General features: G+C 70.1%; 13 protein-coding genes. 5 read left to right on the top strand and 8 right to left on the bottom strand.

The window, feature by feature from the left end; all coding sequences use genetic code 11:
* Nucleotides 1–152 precede the first annotated feature (152 nt).
* Together ACGFNN_RS17060 and ACGFNN_RS17055 are read left to right on the top strand one after the other, a co-directional pair.
* A complete protein-coding gene (locus tag ACGFNN_RS17060; RefSeq protein WP_393556607.1) occupies nt 153–797 on the top strand; it encodes a TetR/AcrR family transcriptional regulator in 645 nt (214 codons plus the stop codon).
* A gap of 167 nt (nt 798–964) precedes the next feature.
* Entirely contained in the window at nt 965–1,801 is an 837-nt protein-coding gene (locus ACGFNN_RS17055; protein ID WP_393556605.1) for an aldo/keto reductase, read from the top strand.
* Between the two features lie 69 nt (nt 1,802–1,870).
* Here ACGFNN_RS17055 and ACGFNN_RS17050 read toward each other — a convergent pair whose 3' ends face one another.
* The 3 genes from ACGFNN_RS17050 to allB form a co-directional block, all read right to left on the bottom strand.
* Nucleotides 1,871–2,200 carry a putative quinol monooxygenase gene (locus tag ACGFNN_RS17050; protein ID WP_362545006.1) on the bottom strand — a complete coding sequence of 110 codons (330 nt, stop codon included), beginning with the start codon at nt 2,198–2,200 and terminating at the stop codon, nt 1,871–1,873.
* A gap of 107 nt (nt 2,201–2,307) precedes the next feature.
* Nucleotides 2,308–3,423, bottom strand: coding sequence for an allantoicase (alc, locus tag ACGFNN_RS17045; RefSeq protein WP_393556603.1), 1,116 nt, complete (start codon nt 3,421–3,423; stop codon nt 2,308–2,310).
* A 2-nt stretch (nt 3,424–3,425) separates the two neighbouring features.
* Entirely contained in the window at nt 3,426–4,769 is a 1,344-nt protein-coding gene (gene allB / locus ACGFNN_RS17040; protein ID WP_393556601.1) for an allantoinase AllB, read from the bottom strand.
* A 334-nt stretch (nt 4,770–5,103) separates the two neighbouring features.
* On the opposite strand from allB, the gene ACGFNN_RS17035 reads away from it, so the two are divergent.
* Complete coding sequence (locus ACGFNN_RS17035) at nt 5,104–5,904, top strand: IclR family transcriptional regulator (protein WP_362664343.1); 801 nt, start codon at nt 5,104–5,106, stop codon at nt 5,902–5,904.
* A gap of 202 nt (nt 5,905–6,106) precedes the next feature.
* On the opposite strand, the gene ACGFNN_RS17030 is transcribed toward ACGFNN_RS17035, so the two are convergent.
* On the bottom strand, nt 6,107–6,421 hold the full coding sequence (locus ACGFNN_RS17030) for a DUF5955 family protein (protein ID WP_393556599.1): 315 nt from the start codon (nt 6,419–6,421) through the stop codon (nt 6,107–6,109).
* A 191-nt stretch (nt 6,422–6,612) separates the two neighbouring features.
* Between ACGFNN_RS17030 and ACGFNN_RS17025 the strand changes: the two genes are divergently transcribed.
* Both ACGFNN_RS17025 and aceB read left to right on the top strand, forming a co-directional pair.
* Complete coding sequence (locus ACGFNN_RS17025; RefSeq protein ID WP_393556597.1) at nt 6,613–7,218, top strand: NTP transferase domain-containing protein; 606 nt, start codon at nt 6,613–6,615, stop codon at nt 7,216–7,218.
* 305 nt (nt 7,219–7,523) lie between these two features.
* Nucleotides 7,524–9,143 carry a malate synthase A gene (gene aceB, locus ACGFNN_RS17020; RefSeq protein ID WP_393556595.1) on the top strand — a complete coding sequence of 540 codons (1,620 nt, stop codon included), beginning with the start codon at nt 7,524–7,526 and terminating at the stop codon, nt 9,141–9,143.
* A gap of 223 nt (nt 9,144–9,366) precedes the next feature.
* Here aceB and ACGFNN_RS17015 read toward each other — a convergent pair whose 3' ends face one another.
* The 4 genes from ACGFNN_RS17015 to ACGFNN_RS17000 all read right to left on the bottom strand — a co-directional run bounded on the left by ACGFNN_RS17015 (nt 9,367) and on the right by ACGFNN_RS17000 (nt 17,794).
* Nucleotides 9,367–14,322: a DUF3320 domain-containing protein gene (locus ACGFNN_RS17015; protein ID WP_393556594.1), complete on the bottom strand. Its 4,956-nt coding sequence runs from the start codon at nt 14,320–14,322 to the stop codon at nt 9,367–9,369.
* A gap of 360 nt (nt 14,323–14,682) precedes the next feature.
* A complete protein-coding gene (locus ACGFNN_RS17010) occupies nt 14,683–16,035 on the bottom strand; it encodes a hypothetical protein (protein ID WP_393556592.1) in 1,353 nt (450 codons plus the stop codon).
* Between the two features lie 90 nt (nt 16,036–16,125).
* Entirely contained in the window at nt 16,126–16,719 is a 594-nt protein-coding gene (locus ACGFNN_RS17005; RefSeq protein ID WP_393556590.1) for a QsdR family transcriptional regulator, read from the bottom strand.
* Nucleotides 16,720–16,801: 82 nt separating this feature from the next.
* Nucleotides 16,802–17,794 (bottom strand): fibronectin type III domain-containing protein, encoded by a 993-nt coding sequence (locus ACGFNN_RS17000; protein ID WP_393556589.1) that lies wholly within the window; start codon nt 17,792–17,794, stop codon nt 16,802–16,804.
* Nucleotides 17,795–17,820 lie beyond the last annotated feature (26 nt).

The raw sequence follows: 17,820 nt of genomic DNA, 5'->3' as shown, positions 1-17,820 counted from the left end.
ATCGAACGCGGCCCCTGCTCGGAACCTCCGTCCGCACGGTGAACCGGGCACCTGTTCGCAGGGGTCCCCCCACCGGCCGAATGGGTGCTTCGGCCGTGTCGGGTCCTCCTAGAATGTCGGTCTTGGGACGGTCCGACACACGGAGTTGGCACATGGGTGGAGCGCGGCTGGACGGACGGGTCGAACGGGGGAACCAGACCAGGCAGCTGGTGCTGGGACGCGCGGTCCACGTCGCCTCGGCCGAGGGGCTGGAGGGCCTGTCGCTCGGCCGGCTCGCCACGGAGCTGAAGCTGAGCAAGAGCGGGGTGTTCGCCCTCTTCGGGTCCAAGGAGGAGCTGCAGCTGGCCACCGTGCGCGCCGCCGTGGCCGTCTTCGTCGAGCATGTGCTGACCCCGACCCGGGCGGCGGCGCCGGGACTGGGCCGGGTGTGGCGGATGTGCGAGAGCTGGATCGCGTACTCGCAGCGCCGGGTGTTCAGCGGTGGCTGCTTCTTCTACGCGACGATCGCCGAGTTCGACTCCCGGGAGGGCAAGGTGCACGACGCCCTGGCCTCCACGCAGACGGGCTGGGTCACCTTCGTGGAGGAGACCGTAGAGGAGGCCCGGGTGCGGCGCGAGATCGCGTCCGGCACCGATGTCTCGCAACTGGCCTTCGAACTCATCGCGTTCATGGAGCTGGCCAACGCCGAGTCCGTCCTGCACAACAACAGTCCCGGCTACACCAAGGCAGCTCGGGCCATCCTGGGGCGGCTGCGCTCGGTGGCCACGGACCCGGCGCTGCTGCCCGCCGCGCCCTGAGGGCTTCGGCGGGAAGGCGCGCGCCCCCTTGCCCTGATCCGGGGGGCCGTCCGACGGCCCCCCGGGGAGGCGCCGGGACAGCGCCGACCTGGGACGTCCCGCGTCGCGCACCCCTCGCGAGCCGTCCTAGGCTGGCGGGGAAGGCACGCACGAAGGAATGGGAGACCATGAGCCAGACTCCGACGCCGGTCCGCAATCTTCACGACGGCAGCACCGTTCCCGCGGTGGGCCTCGGCACCTGGCCGCTCGACGACGAGGCCGCAGAGCAGGCCGTCGCAGGCGCCCTGGGGCTCGGCTACCGCCTCGTGGACACCGCCCTGAACTACCGCAACGAGACCGGCACCGGCCGTGGGATCTCCCGCTCCGGGGTCCCGCGTGAGGAGCTCTACGTCACGACGAAGGTGCCCGGCCGGCACCACGGGTACGAGGAGACGCTGGCCTCGTTCGAGGAGTCGCGCGGCAGGCTCGGGCTGGAGTACGTCGACCTGTACCTGATCCACTGGCCGCTGCCCCGGGTGGACAAGTACGTGGACACCTGGAAGGCCATGATCAAGCTCCGGGAGGATGGCCTGGTCCGTTCGATCGGCGTCTCCAACTTCACGGCCGCACACCTGGACCGCCTGGAGCGGGAGACGGGTGTCCTGCCCGTGGTGAACCAGATCGAGATGCACCCGCTGCTCCCCCAGGAGGAACTCCGCGCGGTGCACGAGTCGAAGGGCATCGTCACCGAGAGCTGGAGCCCGCTGGCCCGGGGGCGGCAGGTCCTGGAGGCGCCGGAGGTGATCGCCGCCGCCGAGGCACACGGGGTGACGCCCGGCCAGGTCGTACTGCGATGGCACACCCAGCTGGGGGCGGTGCCGATCCCGAAGTCGGCCGACCCGGGACGGCAGCGGGAGAATCTCGACCTGTTCGGCTTCGAACTCACTCAGCTGGAGCTGGACCGGATCGGGTCACGGCCGCCGCACCGGTTCGGCGGCGATCCCGAGGTCCACGAGGAGTTCTGACGGCACGTCGGACCGCAGGGGTTCCGGGGCGGTCGGCGGTGACGGGACGGCCGACCGCCCGGACGGCGGTCAGCGGTTGCGCGGGGTGACCTCGGACATGCGGGACCAGTCGTTCCCGGGCACCTCGACGTTGATGATCTCCGGTACCTCGCTGACGAGTTCGGACATCGTGTCGATCGCGGCCTTGAAGTGGTCGGAGTTCACGTGCGCCTCTCCGGCCTCCTGCGAGGCGAAGGCCTCCAGCAGGATGAACTGGTCGGGATTCTCGACGCTGTAGGACCAGTCGAAGAAGAGATTGCCGGGCTCCTGACGGGTGGCCAGGGTGAATTCCTCGACGGCCGGGAGCCAGTTGTCCCGCTCGACGGCGCGCACGGTGAACTTGACGGCGATGAAGATCATGGTGACTCCTGGTCGGGACGGCGACGTCCCGACCAGGGTCGCATACCGGCGTGGTCCGGTGATGAACCGGCACACCAGTGCACCGCGCGCTGAGCGCGGCGCGGAGGCTACCCGCCCAGCGCCTCGTGCCGGGCCGAGAGCCGTGCCGCGCCCTCCTCGGTCAGCGATCCGAAGAGCCGCAGCCGGGAGATCCCGCCGTCCGGGAAGATGTCGATCCGGACGTGCGTCCCACGCACCGGCTCCGGCAGGACGAACCGGTGGTTGGTGTCGGGCTGCAGCCGGGTGCGGGGCAGCAGTTCGACCGTTTCGGTGCCCTCCCCGTCGGTGACCGAGATCTCCGCCCACCCCGCGGCGTTGCCCTTCAGGTAGGCGGTGTCGATCTCCAGCGCCCTGATCTCGGACTGCTCGGCCAGCCGGTAGCGGATCCAGTCGTTGCCCTTGTCACGCCGGCGGCGGGTCTCCCAGCCGTCGTCCATCTTGCGGGAACGGCCCGGTGCGATCGTGTTGGTGGCCGGGGAGTAGAAGCGGTCCGAGGCGTCCTCGACCTCACCGCCGTTCTCCAGCGCGACCAGGTCGAACGTACCGAGGGCGGCCAGCCACGCCGGGTCCGGGGCCACCTCGCCGTACACGCGCAGCCTCGCTATGCCGCCGTCGGGGTGCTGGTTGACCCGGAGGTGGGTGAAGCGCCGGCCGGATTCGACGGCGAAGCCGTTGGCCGCGTGACCGCCGACCGCCGTACGGGGGACGAGGGTCGTCCACTCCACCCCGGGGGCGAGGAGCTCCTCGGGGGACGGGGAGCCCGGCAGCGAGGTGCCCTCGACCGAGACGGACTGCGGGTAGTTGCCGCGGAAGTGCGCGGTGTCGACGACCAGTCCGCGCACCACGCCCGGAGCACCGAGGCGTACGAGGGCCCAGTCGTGGTCCGCGTCCGTCGGGTGCGGCTCGGCGGCACTCACGCCGCGTCGGCGGCGGGTCTCCCAGCCGTCCATGATCTTGCCCTTGTGACCGAAGTGCTCGGGGTCGAACTCCGCGGGCTCCGGCTTCAGCAGGTTCTCGCGCTCCGCGAAGAACTCGTCGTTGGCGGCGACGACTCCCGCGCCCAGACGCCGGTCCGCGAGGTCCACGAGCTGCGCGAAGGGGAAGTCCGCGGTGCGGTAGTCGGCGTAGGGGTCCCCTCCGCCGTACGGCTTCGCATCACCGGTGAAGTGGGGGATCACCGTCATGGTCACTGGTTCCTTTCGAGGAGGCGGCCGGTGGGCTCGGCGAGTTCGCCGTCGGCCGCGATCCGGGTGCCGCGCAGCCAGGTCGACCTGACGACACCGTGCAGGGTCTTGCCCGCGTAGGCGGTGACCTGGTTGCGGTGGAAGAGCTCGGCGGGGTCGACGGTGAAGGTGGCCTCCGGGTCGAGGACGGCGAAGTCGGCGTCCCGTCCGGCCTCGATGGCTCCCTTGCGGTGCAGGCCCGCGAGTTCGGCGGGGGCGGCCGACATCCAGCGGACGACGTCGTCCAGGGTGTGGCCGCGGCGACGGGCCTCGGTCCAGATGGCCGGCAGACCGAGCTGGAGGGAGGAGATCCCGCCCCAGGCGGAGGCGAAGTCCGGCGTCTTGAGGTCGGTGGTGCAGGGCGAGTGGTCGGAGACGATGCAGTCGATCGTCCCGTCCGCGAGCCCGGCCCACAGGACGTCCTGGTTCTCGGCCTCCCGGATCGGGGGGCAGCACTTGAACTCGGTGGCGCCGTCGGGGACTTCCTCGGCGGTCAGGGTGAGGAAGTGCGGGCAGGACTCGACCGTGACCTTGACGCCGTCCCGCTTCGCCGCCGCGATCTGCGGCAGCGCGTCGCTGGAGGACAGGTGCAGGACGTGCACCCGGGCGTTCAGCCGCCGGGCCTGGGCGATCAGGTTCTCGATCGCGGTGTTCTCCGCGTCGCGCGGGCGGGACGCCAGGAAGTCGGCGTACTTCTCGCCGCTCTTCTGCGGCGCCGACGCGAGGTGGTGCGGGTCCTCGGCGTGCACGATCAGCAGGCCGCCGAAGCCGGCGATCTCCGCGAGGGAGTTGGCCAGCTGCTCCTGGTTCAGCTCGGGGAACTCCTCCACGCCGGAGGGCGAGAGGAAACACTTGAAGCCGAAGACACCGGCGTCGTGCAGCGGCCGCAGGTCCTTCACGTTGTCGGGCAGCGCCCCGCCCCAGAAGCCGGTGTCGATGTGCGCCTTGGGCGCGGCGACCTCCTGCTTGACCCGGAGGTTCTCCACGGTCGTGGTCGGGGGGAGCGAGTTCAGCGGCATGTCGAGCAGGGTCGTGATGCCGCCGGCGGCCGCGGCGCGGGTGGCCGTCCAGAAGCCTTCCCAGTGGGTGCGCCCGGGGTCGTTCACATGGACATGGGTGTCGACGAGCCCCGGGAGCAGGACATCGTCCCCGAAGTCCTCGACGCGGGCACCCTCCGGCACCTCGGCGTCGTACGGCAGGACCGCCTCGATCTGCCCGTCGGCGACGAGGACCGCTGCGGCGCGGGTTCCCTCGGGGGTGACGACGCGCGTCGAGCGGAGTACCAGCTTCACGTCCGTACCGGACACCTGTGCTCCTCACGCAGTTTTCAACGATTTGTTGAAGAAAGTTCTCACTCAGGAAAGCGGGCCGTCAAGACCCCGCCTCCCCCGGCCGCCACCCAGTGGATCACGGAGGGTGGAGATTGGATATTTCCACAAAGTAAAAGTTCATTTTCACCAAGCGGAACGTAGAATAGGCCAGGAGCCACTCCACCGCGCTTCCGGCCCAACTCGGCCCTGACCGTCGACACCAGGACAAAACAGGTCCTGACCGGCAAGGACGTCGCACCGGGAGCAGTGGGCCGATCAGGAGCAGCCCGGTAGGCTGCTGCCTTGCCTCCGCCTCGAAAGGACCGTTGACGTGCCGCCGTCCCACGCCAGCACTTCCGACTCCAAGCCCGCCGGCCCCAGCGGCGGCGTGCAGTCCCTCGAACGCGCCTTCGATCTGCTGGAGCGCATGGCGGACGCCGGGGGTGAGGTCGGGCTCAGCGAACTCTCCGCGAGCAGCGGCCTTCCGCTCCCGACGATCCACCGGCTGATGCGCACCCTGGTCGTGTGCGGCTACGTGCGCCAGCAGCCGAACCGGCGCTACGCGCTGGGTCCCCGCCTGATCCGGCTGGGCGAGTCCGCTTCCCGGCTGCTGGGGACCTGGGCGCGCCCGTACCTCCAGCGACTCGTGGAGGAGACCGGCGAGACGGCGAACATGGCACTGCTGGACGGGGACGAGATCGTCTACGTCGCCCAGGTGCCGTCGAAGCACTCGATGCGCATGTTCACCGAGGTCGGCCGGCGGGTCCTCCCGCACTCGACCGGCGTCGGAAAGGCGCTGCTCGCGCACACCCCGGCCGACGAGGTGCGGGCCCTGCTGGCTCGTACGGGCATGCCCGCGGCGACCGAGAAGACGATCACCACGGCGGACGGCTTCCTCGACGCGCTGGAGCAGGTGCGCAGGGCGGGCTACGCGGTGGACGACAACGAGCAGGAGATCGGCGTGCGCTGCCTCGCGGTCTCCGTGCCGGACTCCCCCACCTCGGCGGCCATCTCGATCTCCGGGCCTGCCGGCCGGGTGACCGAGACCGCGACCGAGCGGATCGTGCCGATCCTGCAGCAGATCGCCAAGGAGCTCTCCGAAGCGCTCGCCAGCACGGGGCCCGCCACCTGACGGCGCCTCCGGCCGGGGCACCGCTCCGGCCGGTCGTCGGGCCGCACCCCGTGGACATCCGCGAGGCAGCGTCCACGCGGACCGAGTGCCCCTGCGGGCGTGACGGCCGGCCGGCGCGATCGTCGGCGGGCGTGATCGTCGGCCTACGCGGTGGCCATGCGGCCGGATGGTCACCTGGCCGGTGGGTGACCTGGCCGGTGGGTCACCTGGCCGGTGGGTCACCGAAGAGTTCGACAGCCATACGGACCTCGCGCAGACCGGGCGCGAGCGCGCTGACCGAGCCGATCGCCCCTGCCACCAGGAGCAGCGAACGACGCAGGCGAGGGGTCTCCGGCCTCCCGCTGCCCGCCATGGCGTCCAGCGCCGCGAGCTCCTCCTCGGCGATGCCCCGGTCAGGGAACTCGGCAGGGTGCCCGGCCAGCTCACGGCGGAGCCGGGAGACGGCCAGGCGCAGCTCCGTCACTCTCGGGTCCTCGCCACTGCCCGTCAACCGCTCCCGCCCCACGCTTCGCAACAAAGCACTCCCCCTCGCACGTCATTGTGCCGGTGTGTCGACCAGCCCGGCGCAGTGGTCAAGTGCTCCGGGGCGCGGCCAAGTTAACGCCATCGACGGTGGCGTGCGCCACCGTGCGGACGAAGAACGAGCGTACCCCCGAGGGCTGACACCCCTTGCCCCGGCGACGGCGCCGGCGATGGTATCCAGGGCGCATGGCTCATACACAGCGGATTCCCGTGATCGCCGGAGTGCTGCTCGCCGCCGGCGGCGGCCGCCGCCTGGGCGGCAGGCCCAAAGCGCTGCTGAACCACCGGGGTCGCCCCCTCGTCGAACACGCGGTGCGGGTCCTGCGCGACGGCGGGTGCGGCCCCGTGCACGTCGTGCTGGGCGCGGCGGCCGAGGACGTGCGCGCACGGGCCGACCTCACCGACTCAAGGGTGACGGTGAACCCCGGCTGGGAGGAGGGCATGGGCTCCTCGCTCAGGGCCGGTCTGGACGCTCTAGAAGGCTCGGCGGCGGACGCCGCCCTGGTACTCCTGGTCGACCAGCCGGGCATCGGCGCCGAGGCCGTCGCCCGGGTCCGCTCGGCCTACCGCTCGCCCGCGACGATCGCGGCCGCCTCGTACGGCGGGGAGCGCGGGCATCCGGTGCTCTTCGGGGCCGGTCGATGGGCGGACATCACGGCGGGCGCGGTGGGCGACCAGGGCGCGCGTGCGTATCTGCGGGCACACCGCGATGCGATCACCCTCGTGGAGTGTTCCGATGTGGCCGAGGCCTACGACATCGACACGGCGGCCGATCTGACACGCCTGGAGTGAGCGGGGTACACGGAGATCGAACGGCCACAGGCGGATCGACGGAACGTACGCGGCCTGGCACGCCGAGCCACCGGGGGGGGCGATCTGTCGACTCGGAGAATCTCGACATCAACAAACCATTGAACTTCCACCATGAGGAAACTAATATCCACTGATCAGAAGCGCACTGCACCGAAGCAGCGCCGCTTCCGCACCCGTACGGCACCCACGGCCGTATCTCGGAGCCATGGCACCCCGTGCCATCTCAGGCGACCCGGCAGCCGTGGGACGCCGCCCGCGCCGCCCCGCTGAAGGAGTGACAGCTCATGTCCGCACCAGCGCCGTCCCCGCTGGCCATCGTCGATGCCGAGCCCCTGCCGAGGCAGGACGAGGTCCTGACCGATGCGGCCCTCGCGTTCGTGGCCGAGCTGCACCGGCAGTTCACGCCGCGCCGTGACGAGCTGCTCGCCCGTCGCGGCGAGCGCCGGGCCGAGATCGCCCGCACCTCCACGCTGGACTTCCTCCCCGAGACGGAAGCGATCCGCGTGGACGACACCTGGAAGGTCGCCCCGGCCCCGGCCGCGCTCGACGACCGCCGGGTGGAGATCACCGGCCCGACCGACCGCAAGATGACCATCAACGCCCTGAACTCGGGCGCCAAGGTCTGGCTCGCCGACTTCGAGGACGCGTCCGCCCCCACGTGGGAGAACGTCGTCACCGGCCAGCTCAACCTGATCGACGCCTACACCCGGAACATCGACTTCACCGATTCCAGGTCCGGCAAGTCCTACGCGCTGAAGCCCGCCGAGGAGCTCGCGACCGTCGTCATGCGTCCGCGTGGCTGGCACCTGAACGAGCGCCACCTCCAGCTCGACGGCACCCCGGTGCCCGGCGCACTGGTCGACTTCGGCCTCTACTTCTTCCACAACGCCAAGCGCCTCATCGAGCTCGGCAAGGGCCCGTACTTCTACCTGCCGAAGACGGAGTCGCACCTGGAAGCCCGCCTCTGGAACGACATCTTCGTCTTCGCCCAGGACTACGTCGGCATCCCGCAGGGCACCGTCCGCGCGACCGTCCTCATCGAGACGATCACCGCCGCGTACGAGATGGAGGAGATCCTCTACGAGCTCCGCGACCACGCCTCCGGCCTGAACGCGGGCCGCTGGGACTACCTCTTCTCCATCGTCAAGAACTTCCGGGACGGCGGCTCGAAGTTCGTCCTGCCCGACCGCAACCTGGTCACGATGACCGCGCCGTTCATGCGCGCCTACACCGAACTCCTGGTGCGTACCTGCCACAAGCGCGGCGCGCACGCCATCGGCGGCATGGCGGCGTTCATCCCCTCGCGGCGTGACGCCGAGGTCAACAAGGTCGCCTTCGAGAAGGTCAAGGCGGACAAGGACCGCGAGGCCGGCGACGGCTTCGACGGCTCCTGGGTCGCCCACCCGGACCTCGTCCCGATCGCGATGGCCTCCTTCGACTCGGTCCTCGGTGCCAAGCCGAACCAGAAGGACCGCCTGCGCGAGGACGTCTCGGTGGCGGCGGGCGACCTGATCGCCATCGACACCCTGGACGCGAAGCCCTCGTACGACGGTCTCCGCAACGCGGTGGCGGTCGGCATCCGCTACATCGAGGCGTGGCTGCGCGGCATGGGCGCGGTCGCCATCTTCAACCTGATGGAGGACGCGGCCACCGCCGAGATCTCGCGCTCGCAGATCTGGCAGTGGATCAACGCCGACGTCGTCTTCGAGAACGGCGAGCATGCCACGGCCGACCTCGCCCGCAAGGTCGCGGCCGAGGAACTGGCCGCGATCCGCGAGGAGATCGGCGACGAGACCTTCGAGTCCGGCAAGTGGCAGCAGGCCCACGACCTGCTGCTCACGGTCTCCCTCGACCAGGACTACGCGGACTTCCTGACGCTGCCGGCGTACGAGCAGCTGGGCTGACATTCCCGCGCACACATCAGCCCCCGGCACCTCAGGCGCCGGGGGCTGATGTGCCGCCAGGACGAACAACGTCCACGAAGCGATCCCACGCCTCAACAGGCGCTGTGACGGCACGCTTCGAGAGGGCTGCCTCCAGATCGGCCCGAGCAGGACTTCCGGCTGTCCCGGGCACCCTGACGGCTCGGTATCCGACGCGTGGTCCCCTGGCGGCATCGCAATCGGCTCACCGCACCACGCTCACCCGCTCTGGGCTGCCCTCCAGCCGGCCCAGCCGGTGCAGATCCGCGATGTCGGCTGTCAGGCGCTCCTTGATGTCCTTGCCCGTCCGCCGCCATCCGAAGAAGTCGCAGGTCTGCTTGATCAGCTCGTCCTGCGTCATGCCCGGGCACTCCGCCGTCAGCTCGCAGAGGGCCAGATGTCGCTCGTCCGGAGAGATGTGGGCGATCTTCCGTGCGGCCTCCCCGTCCTCCGGGCGCCGGGCCTTCAGGTCGGCGCGCCGCGCCACATCGAGGAATGGTCCGGCGCTGGAGAAGCGCCCTGTGCGGACCATGGCCCGCACCACCTGGCGGATGTTGTCCTGGATGCGGCTGCCCGACTTGGTCACACCCCAGGCCGTGCGCGCCCGCAGCATCAGCAGGTCCTCGTGTACGGGCCCTTCGAACTCGATGATCTGTTCCAGCACTCCCCGCAGCGCGGGCCGCGCCTCTGCCGTGTGCATCTGATGGGGCGAGCCGGTCCGGACCGAGAGGGTCCGGTAAGGGGCGCTCCACTGCCGGTCCGGCTCCGGTTCGACGGGCACGCGCTCGTACTCCACGGCATCCGACCGTACGGGCACCCGCGCGACCGGAACCGTGAGCACCTGGCCGCCCGTCCGTGCCGCAGCGCTGACCGAGGAGGCCGACGGTGCAGGGCCGACGGACGGCTCGTCCATCGGCTCCGAAGGCAGCGGCACCTGGGCCGAGGCCGTCATCGGGCCCTGAGCAATTGCCTGCTCGACCGCCTCCCGCAACCGTAGCTCGGCTGCCGCCCTCCCCCGGTACCAGTCGGTGCCCCAGATCCGGTGGAGCCGCCAGCCCAGGCCGTTGAGTACCTGCTCGCGCAACCGGTCCCGGTCCCGGGCCGTCTTCGAGGAGTGGTACATCGCCCCGTCGCACTCGATGCCGAGGGCGTACGCGCCCGGCAGCTCCGGGTGGCGCAGGCCGAGGTCGATGCGGTAGCCGGCGACTCCGACCTGCGGCTGCACCTCATAGCCCCAGTCGCGCAGCACGGTCAGTACGGACTCCTCGAAGGGGCTGTCGGGTTCCGCGTCCGACTGGACGACATCACGGGCGAGGATGGCGGGACCGTTCTCCGCGTACTCCAGATAGCGCTTGAGATGCTGGACACTTTCGTTCGTACTGTCGCCCAGGCTCGCACCGCGGAATGACGCGACGACCTCCATGCGGTAGCGGGCGCGGGTGACCGCCACATTGAGGCGTCGCCAGCCGCCTCCCTTGTTGATGGGGCCGAAGTTCAGCCCGAGCTTTCCGTGCTCGTCGGGGCCGTAGCCGACCGACATGATCATCACGTCGCGTTCGTCGCCCTGCACCGACTCGAGGTTCTTGACGAAGAAGCCGTCCAGGCGGCCCTCGGTGAAGCAGTGTTCCAGGTCGGGGCGGAGGACACGGGCCTGCTGTACGGCTTGGTCGATGGCTGAGGCCTGAGCTTGGGACAGGGCCACCACTCCGAGTGTCCTGCCGGGGCGGGTGTCGAAATGATGGATGACGCGATCGGCGACGTAGTCCGCCTCGGCCCGGTTGTCACGGCGACCGCCCCGGTCGTAGGCGCCATCGGCCTTGAGGAAGGCGACACCGACGTCGTTGCCTTCGTCGAGGGCGCCGGGGAAGGTCACCATCGAGTTCTGGTAGAACGAACGGTTGCTGAAGGTGATCAGATCCTCGTGGCGGCTTCGGTAATGCCAGCGCAGGGGCAATTCCCGCATGGCACCTGCCTTGCAGGCGTGCAGCAGCGACTCGAAGGAGTCGGGCACGCTTTCCTCGTACTCGTCCGAGTCGTCCTCGCCCGCTGAATCGAAGAATGAGGTCGGCGGCAGCTGCTTGTCGTCACCGGCGACGACGAGGGTACGTCCGCGATAGATGCAGTTGATCGCGTCACCGGGCCGGACCTGCGAGGCTTCGTCGAAGATGACAACGTCGAAGTGATAGTCGGACGGCAGGTATTGACTGACAGTCAACGGACTCATCATGAAGCACGGTTTGACCGGTTGCACCGCCTCGCGCGTCCGGCCGAGCAGTTCACGCACAGGCATGTGCCGGGTCTTCTTCTCCGCCTCACGGGTGATGACAGCAGCGCCCCCGCTACCGAAGTTGCGAGGCCGGCGCTTGTTGCATGCCTCGATCACCGCACCGCCTGCCGCAGCGATCAGGCGGCGATCGGCTTCCTGGTAGTCCGCCACGCGTGCGTCCAGGTCGTCCGCACGGGTCGTGCGGAGCCTTGTGTCCGTGGCGAGGATGTCGTCCGCCCAGGACCGGAGCATCGCCTGCTCCACGATCTGCGGCAGCCGCTGCGGGTCGACGGCCCGCTCGGCCGCGCTCGCCACGAGGGCGTCGGCTCCGTGACGGGCGAGGACGCCGAGGCCGTCACGGTATGTGTTCCACTCCTCGGGTCCGTGCGGGTCGGCGAGCAACGCGTCGACGACCTGCCGCGCCTGGTCGAAGGTGCCCAGCAGGAGCGGCGAGAGTTGCCCTTGCCGTGCGGGGTCGAATAGGTCGAGCAGCGTGGTCACGGACGCGGTCCAGCGTTCGGCCCGACCGGTGGAGATCGCACACCAGTCGCCCAGCGATCGCCGGACGTTCCCGGCCAGCAGTCGCGGAAGGCGGTCCGTGTCGACGCCGTCGGCCAGCTGTCCGGCCAGCAGATCCCGGCCGTCGGCATCACGGCTCAGCTCCGCGATTCGGTCAGCGTTCGCCAGAGCCCCGTCGAGCGCGTCAACCGCACCCTGGCTGCGTGGGGTGTACCGGCCCAGGAGGGAGGCGTACTCAGTCGCGAGGCGTGCTACCTCAGCCGCTGCCGTGTGCCAGGCCAGGGCATGGTTCAGGCGGCCGACCAACGACTTGGCCCAGACTCCGGAGTGGGTGAGTGCCGCGACGGCCTCGCGGTCAGCCTTGCACCGGGCCGAGAACCGGGCCATCATCCCGCGGTGCTGATCTGCGAAACGGGCGGCCATGTCCCGCAGATCCGCCGACTCAAGGACCTTCTCGCCGAAGACGTCCTCGGCGGTCGTACGCGCCTCGTTCTCGGCGCTCAGCGCCTGCCTCAGTTCCCGCGCGGCCTGGTGCGCTCGGCTCAGAGCATCGCCGTCGAACCAGCCTCGCGGCGGGCGGTGTTCGGCCGTCGTCAGATCGGCGAGCTCACAGAGGGCGAAGGCCTGCTCGACGTGTTCAGGCTTGGGCAGACCGAACATGTCGGCGAGCTGCGCGAGCTGGCTGGGGACATCGTCGGGCAGGGGCGCTTCGGGTGCCCCCAGTCCGTCGGGCAGGCCTGACCGCACCGACCGCACCGTCTGCTGCAGCTCGCGAACCGAACGGGGTTCGTCCACCGTCGCGGTGAAGGGACGACGGCCCATCGCGGTCTGCAGCGCGTCCAGGGAGTCGGATGCCTCGGTGGCGACCTGATGCGCGGCTGTGCCGACCAGGCCTCGCCAGGGGAAGGCATCCCCTTCGGCGGCCGGGCGCCAGGCCCTGCTGATGGCCTTGGTGGCGCCGGCAAGCTCCTGCAGGGCTCCGGCGCTCAGAGCGCGGACGGTTTTCGCGTCCCGAGCGGACAGCGTCAGCTGCGGCGTACCTGCCTGCTCCAGCTGGACCAGTCGCCCCAGGACGTCATGGAGCGTCCGCCGGAGGGGCTCCCGGACCTGGTTCATTCCGGCCGCGTACGCGGACAGTTCTTCGCGCAGTCGGCGTGCATGCTCCAGTTCGTGCTCGGCGGCTCCAGTGACCCGGGCTTCTGTGGTCAGCACTCGGGCCAACTCGGTGGCAACCGCCTTCTTGCTCGAATCACCGCTGTGGAGCGCCATGACGAAGTCGCCGAGACCGACTCCACGCAGCCTGTTGCGCACGACATCCAGTGCGGCGGCCTTCTCGCTGACGAACAGCACACTGCGGCCGGCGTGCATGAGCGCGGCGATCATGTTGGTGATGGTCTGGCTCTTGCCGGTACCGGGCGGACCACTCATGACGAAGGAGCGGTTGTCGAGTGCCGCGGCGATGCACTGTCGTTGAGAGGCGTCGGCATCCATGACCAGCGGGGTCTTCTCGGGCAGCTGGACGTCGTCGATGCGGTCCAGCTCCGGAGGGTCGAACCCGATGAGGTCGTCGGGCAGACCCGCATCGGGACCGAGGGCAACGGCTCGGACCAGCGGATGCCCGAGGATCCGGTCCTCATTCTGCTGCAGATCCTGGTACATCGCTTCGCGGTGCGAGGCGAACAGACCCAGTACGACGCGCTCGTCGACGGACCAGCCCTTCTGCCCGGCCGCGACCGCACGGGCACCGGAGAACAGAGCCGTCAGATCGGTGACGTCGGCACCGGTGACCGAGGACCAGTCAACCCCCATCCGCTCCAGCTTCACGGCGAGGGCGGGGTTGTGCGCTCGCTCCTGGCCCTCGGCCAGGTGGAGCCGGTACCGCCGATGGCTGTCCCGGCGCAACTCCACCGGGACCAACAGCAGCGGCGCGGAGCTGCTCTCGTGCGCACCGTCCTCGCGCCAGTCCAGCATGCCGATTCCCAGCCACAGAACCCAGAGGCCGTAATCGTTGAACATCTGACCGGACTTCTGGCGCAGTTGGTACAAGGCACTGTCGAGCGCTGCCTGGGTGGCCTTCTGTGTGGTCAGGCCTGGGTTGGCTCGCGGATCGACCACCCCGGGGCCCCGGTCGTCGGATTCCTCGACGGCCTCCTCCACGGGCGCGAACTCCCAGCCCCTGACGAGCTGCGACAGCAGGGACTCCGCGACGGGTGACGCGATCTCGAGAGTCGACGTCCTGGTATGCCGGAAGTTCAGCAGCCGGTTGCGCCCGCCCATGTCCAGAAGCGAGTTGCGCCATCCGTCAAGTACAGCCTTCAGCCGGTCGAGAGCCGGATCGCTGGTGGTGGCGGACACGGTCCGGGGCTTCTGGAGCATGCGGCAAGTACCTCCTGAGCGGGCGCACAGGGGTATCCACGCCAACGGCCCCCCTGGAGGTATCTACTTATCAGTCCACATGGGCTGACACGCGAGAGATGGTCAACACGATATGTATTTGTTGTGAAGGACGGAAGGAACAGAGCGAAAGGGACACTCTCGGGATGAGGCGTTCCCGTCCCCGGACCGACCTGGGCCCGGCCCCTCCGGGCCCCGACCTGTCGGTTACCGCACTCATCGGCCGATCCGCGCCCACGCGTCCTCCGCGGACCGAGACCGTCCGCGTCACGGCCCGAACCCCCCGTGCGCCGCCCCTCGTGCCGGGCCCAGGGGAGCGGCGCACCGTCGTACAGCGCGGGCTCAGCCGCCGGATGGGATGTCCACGTAGTCCTTGAAGAGCAGCGACACGGTGTGACCGGCGGATGGCCAGTTCGGAACCGCCAGAGTCTCGTCCACCCCCGCGCCCCCTCGCATGGTCTGGGTGACGGGGATCGTTCCACCGCCGTTCGCCTCTGCCGGAAGGGAGAGGTCGGTCGCCGTCAGGAAGGGGACCCGGTCGAAGGGCGGCAGCGCCGCGTCGAGGTGGCTGACGCCGTCACACCCCTTGTCGAAGGCGAACAGGCCCAGTATCTGCCTCAGTTGTGGTGAGACGGCCGGATTGAGGACGTCCGTCCCCACGATGCGGAGCCGGTCGTCGTCAGCGGTGCCGGACCGCCACTCGCGTGCGCGGACGACGGTGAGCGCCGTGTGTGCGGGGCAGGCGTCGATGGAGTCCGCCACGCCGCCCGGCGGGGAGACGAGCAGCCGTACGAAGTGGTCGCTGCGCTCGAAGGGTTCGAAGTAGAAGTGGTTGGTCCGCTCCCCGGCCCGGACGAACGCCAGCTCGTAGTGCTCGCGGCCGCTGACCCCGAGCGGGCCGAAGGCTCCGTCCGCGCCGACCCGTACGACGTGTCGCGGGAGGAGGCCGGCTCGGGTGCCGGTCGCAGGGTCGAGCCGCCACACCTCGAGGCGGCCGGCGAGCCCCCTGTTCTGTGGGAAGTGCACGGTGCGCCCGGAGATCTCCACCGATGCGGGGGGCTCGGGCAGCACACGGGTGGTGAGCGGCGGCCTGCCCCGGAGGAAGGCGTAGATGTGCGCGAAGCTCTCGGCGGACGTCGCGCTCTCGGTGTGTCCCGCCTGTGGCTCGTGGACGTTGCGCGCCCCTTCGATCGAGCCGTTCGGCTGGAGGCCGCTCCAGATGGCCAGGGTGGGTACGCCGCCGGGCGGGGAGGAGGCCGTACGGCCGTCCAGGTTCACGTACTTGGCGACCTCTGCCGCGTGTTCGGGCTCGGAGAGATATGCCTGGGCCACCCGGGTTCCCCTCGAGTGGGCCAGGAGGTCGACCCGCTGCGCGCCGGTGCGCGCGAGGACGGTGTCGACCAGGGCCTCCAGTCCGGCGATCGCGTGGTCGTCGCCCGCGAGGGAGGTGTCGTACTCGTGGACGTACAGCAGGTCGTCGCGGTAGCCGTTGCCGGAGAACCGCTTCGCCTGGGACTGCCACTGCTGGGCAGAGCCCTCCTGCCCGTGCACGAAGATCACGGGGTTGACCGTGGTGCGTGGTGCGGTCGCCGCCTGCGTGGGCGCCGTCAGGGCGGCGAGAGTGGCCACGCACGCCAGAAGCACGGCGGTGAGCAGCCTCGTCCGGTCGGTGCGGGCCGGCTGGGAACTAGCCATCGTTTCCTCCGGGTTGCCGTCGTCGGGCACGGAAACTACGGCCGGTCACGACGGCCCGCCAGGCATCGGCCCCAGCGTGAGACGGCGGTCTCAGCTTGTGTCCGCCGCTGTTCGGCGGGTTTGCTGGAGCACCGCACGGGCAGCGCGTTCGGCCAGATCGAAGTCAGGTCGACGCCGGCTCAGCAGCTCGGCGTACAGCGCTGATTCGACGACTCTGACGTAGAGGTAGGCCAGATCGTCGATACCGGAACCGGACCAGATGCGATCCCGCCCCTCCGCCTCCAGCAGGATGCTCCGCTGTGCCAGTACGGCCCGCCGGTGCACGCAGCCGCCGGTGAGCAGCCTCCGCGCCGTGTCGGGCTCGGCACGGAGGAATGCCTCGAAAGGTGCGGAGGCGCGCAGCGCCGTGACGAAGTACCGGGTGATCTCCAGGACCCCGTCCACTCCCCCTCGGGTACGACGGCGCCGCGCCCTCTCCAGGAGGTGGTCGGCAAGCTCCCACAGCACGTCCGTCAGAAGTGCGTCCCTGCTGCCGGCGACGCGGTAGAGGGTCGCCCTGCTCACCGCCAGGTCCCTCGACAGTGCCTGCATGTCCACCGTGCCCTGCCGGAGGAAGAACCGGCAGGCGCGGTGCACGACGTGACCCCGGGTGACCACCCGGCGGGTGGTCCGTGCTCCTCGCATCGAAGACCGCCTCCTCCGCGATCCCGGCGCCACCGCCGGGGCCCGCGGTACCTTAGCGCGTGCGCCGGGGGGAGACCGGCGTTCAGCCCGGCAGGACCACCGTGCGCTGCGCCGAGAAGTCGCCCCACTTCCCGTCGGGAAGCTTGGGGCGGATCTTGAGCGAGTAGCGGGTGCCCGGCGGGTCGCTCAGGGTGAGCTGGTACGTAGCGCGGCCGGCGGGCGGCGTTCCGCCCCAGACGATCGTGGTGGTCAGCTTGCCGTTCAGGAACAGCTGGTAGGCGGGGATCGTGCCGCCGGTGTCCGGCTGGTCCCACGAGAGGTCGACGAGGAATTCGCCGCCCTTCGCCGCCGTCGTCGTCCGCAGCCCGGTGGGCGCGGTGCTCTCGGGAGCTCCTGGTGCGGACGGGGTGGTGAGGTCCAGGGCGTTGCTGTCCGGCGAGGAGTGGTCGGCGGCGTCGCGGGCGCGGACGGTGAAGGTGTAGACGGTGCCGGGCCGCAGCCCGCCGATCCGGGCGGTGGTCGCGGATCCGGGGACGCTGTGGATTCTGGAGTCCTCCTGGTAGACGTCGTAGGCCGTGACGTCGATGTCGTCGGTGGAACCTCCCCAGGTCAGGGTGACCATCCGGGCGCCGTCCGCGGTGCCCCGGAGTTTCCCGGGGGTGGTCGGCGGCTTCCTGTCGTCCGGTGTGGGGGCCGGGGTGGTGAGGGAGACCCGGGCGCTCGGGGCGGAGACGTTTCCGGCGGCGTCACGGGCCCTGACGGTGAAGGTGTAGTCGGTGGACGCGGTGAGACCGTCGACGTCGATCATCAGCTTGGTGGCGGGCACGGAGACGGCCTTCTTCCCTCCCCGGTAGACGTCGTAGCCGGTGATCCCCTTGTCGTCAGTGGCCTGCTCCCACATCACGTGGGCGGAGGTGGCGCTGCTGGCCTGGACCGTCACACCGGCGGGTGCCGTCGGCTTCTTGGTGTCGGCCTGCGCGGTGCCACCGCATCCGGCGAGCGCTGCGACGAGGAGGGTGGTGGAGCAGGCCAACGCGGTGCGTGCGTGGGGGCGTTGCACGGTGATGCCTTCCATCCGACAGCAATGGTCCAGACCTGTAT

Source organism: Streptomyces sp. NPDC048590 (assembly GCF_043199535.1).
Classification (GTDB): domain Bacteria; phylum Actinomycetota; class Actinomycetes; order Streptomycetales; family Streptomycetaceae; genus Streptomyces.
This window is presented reverse-complemented; position numbering and strand designations above follow the sequence as displayed.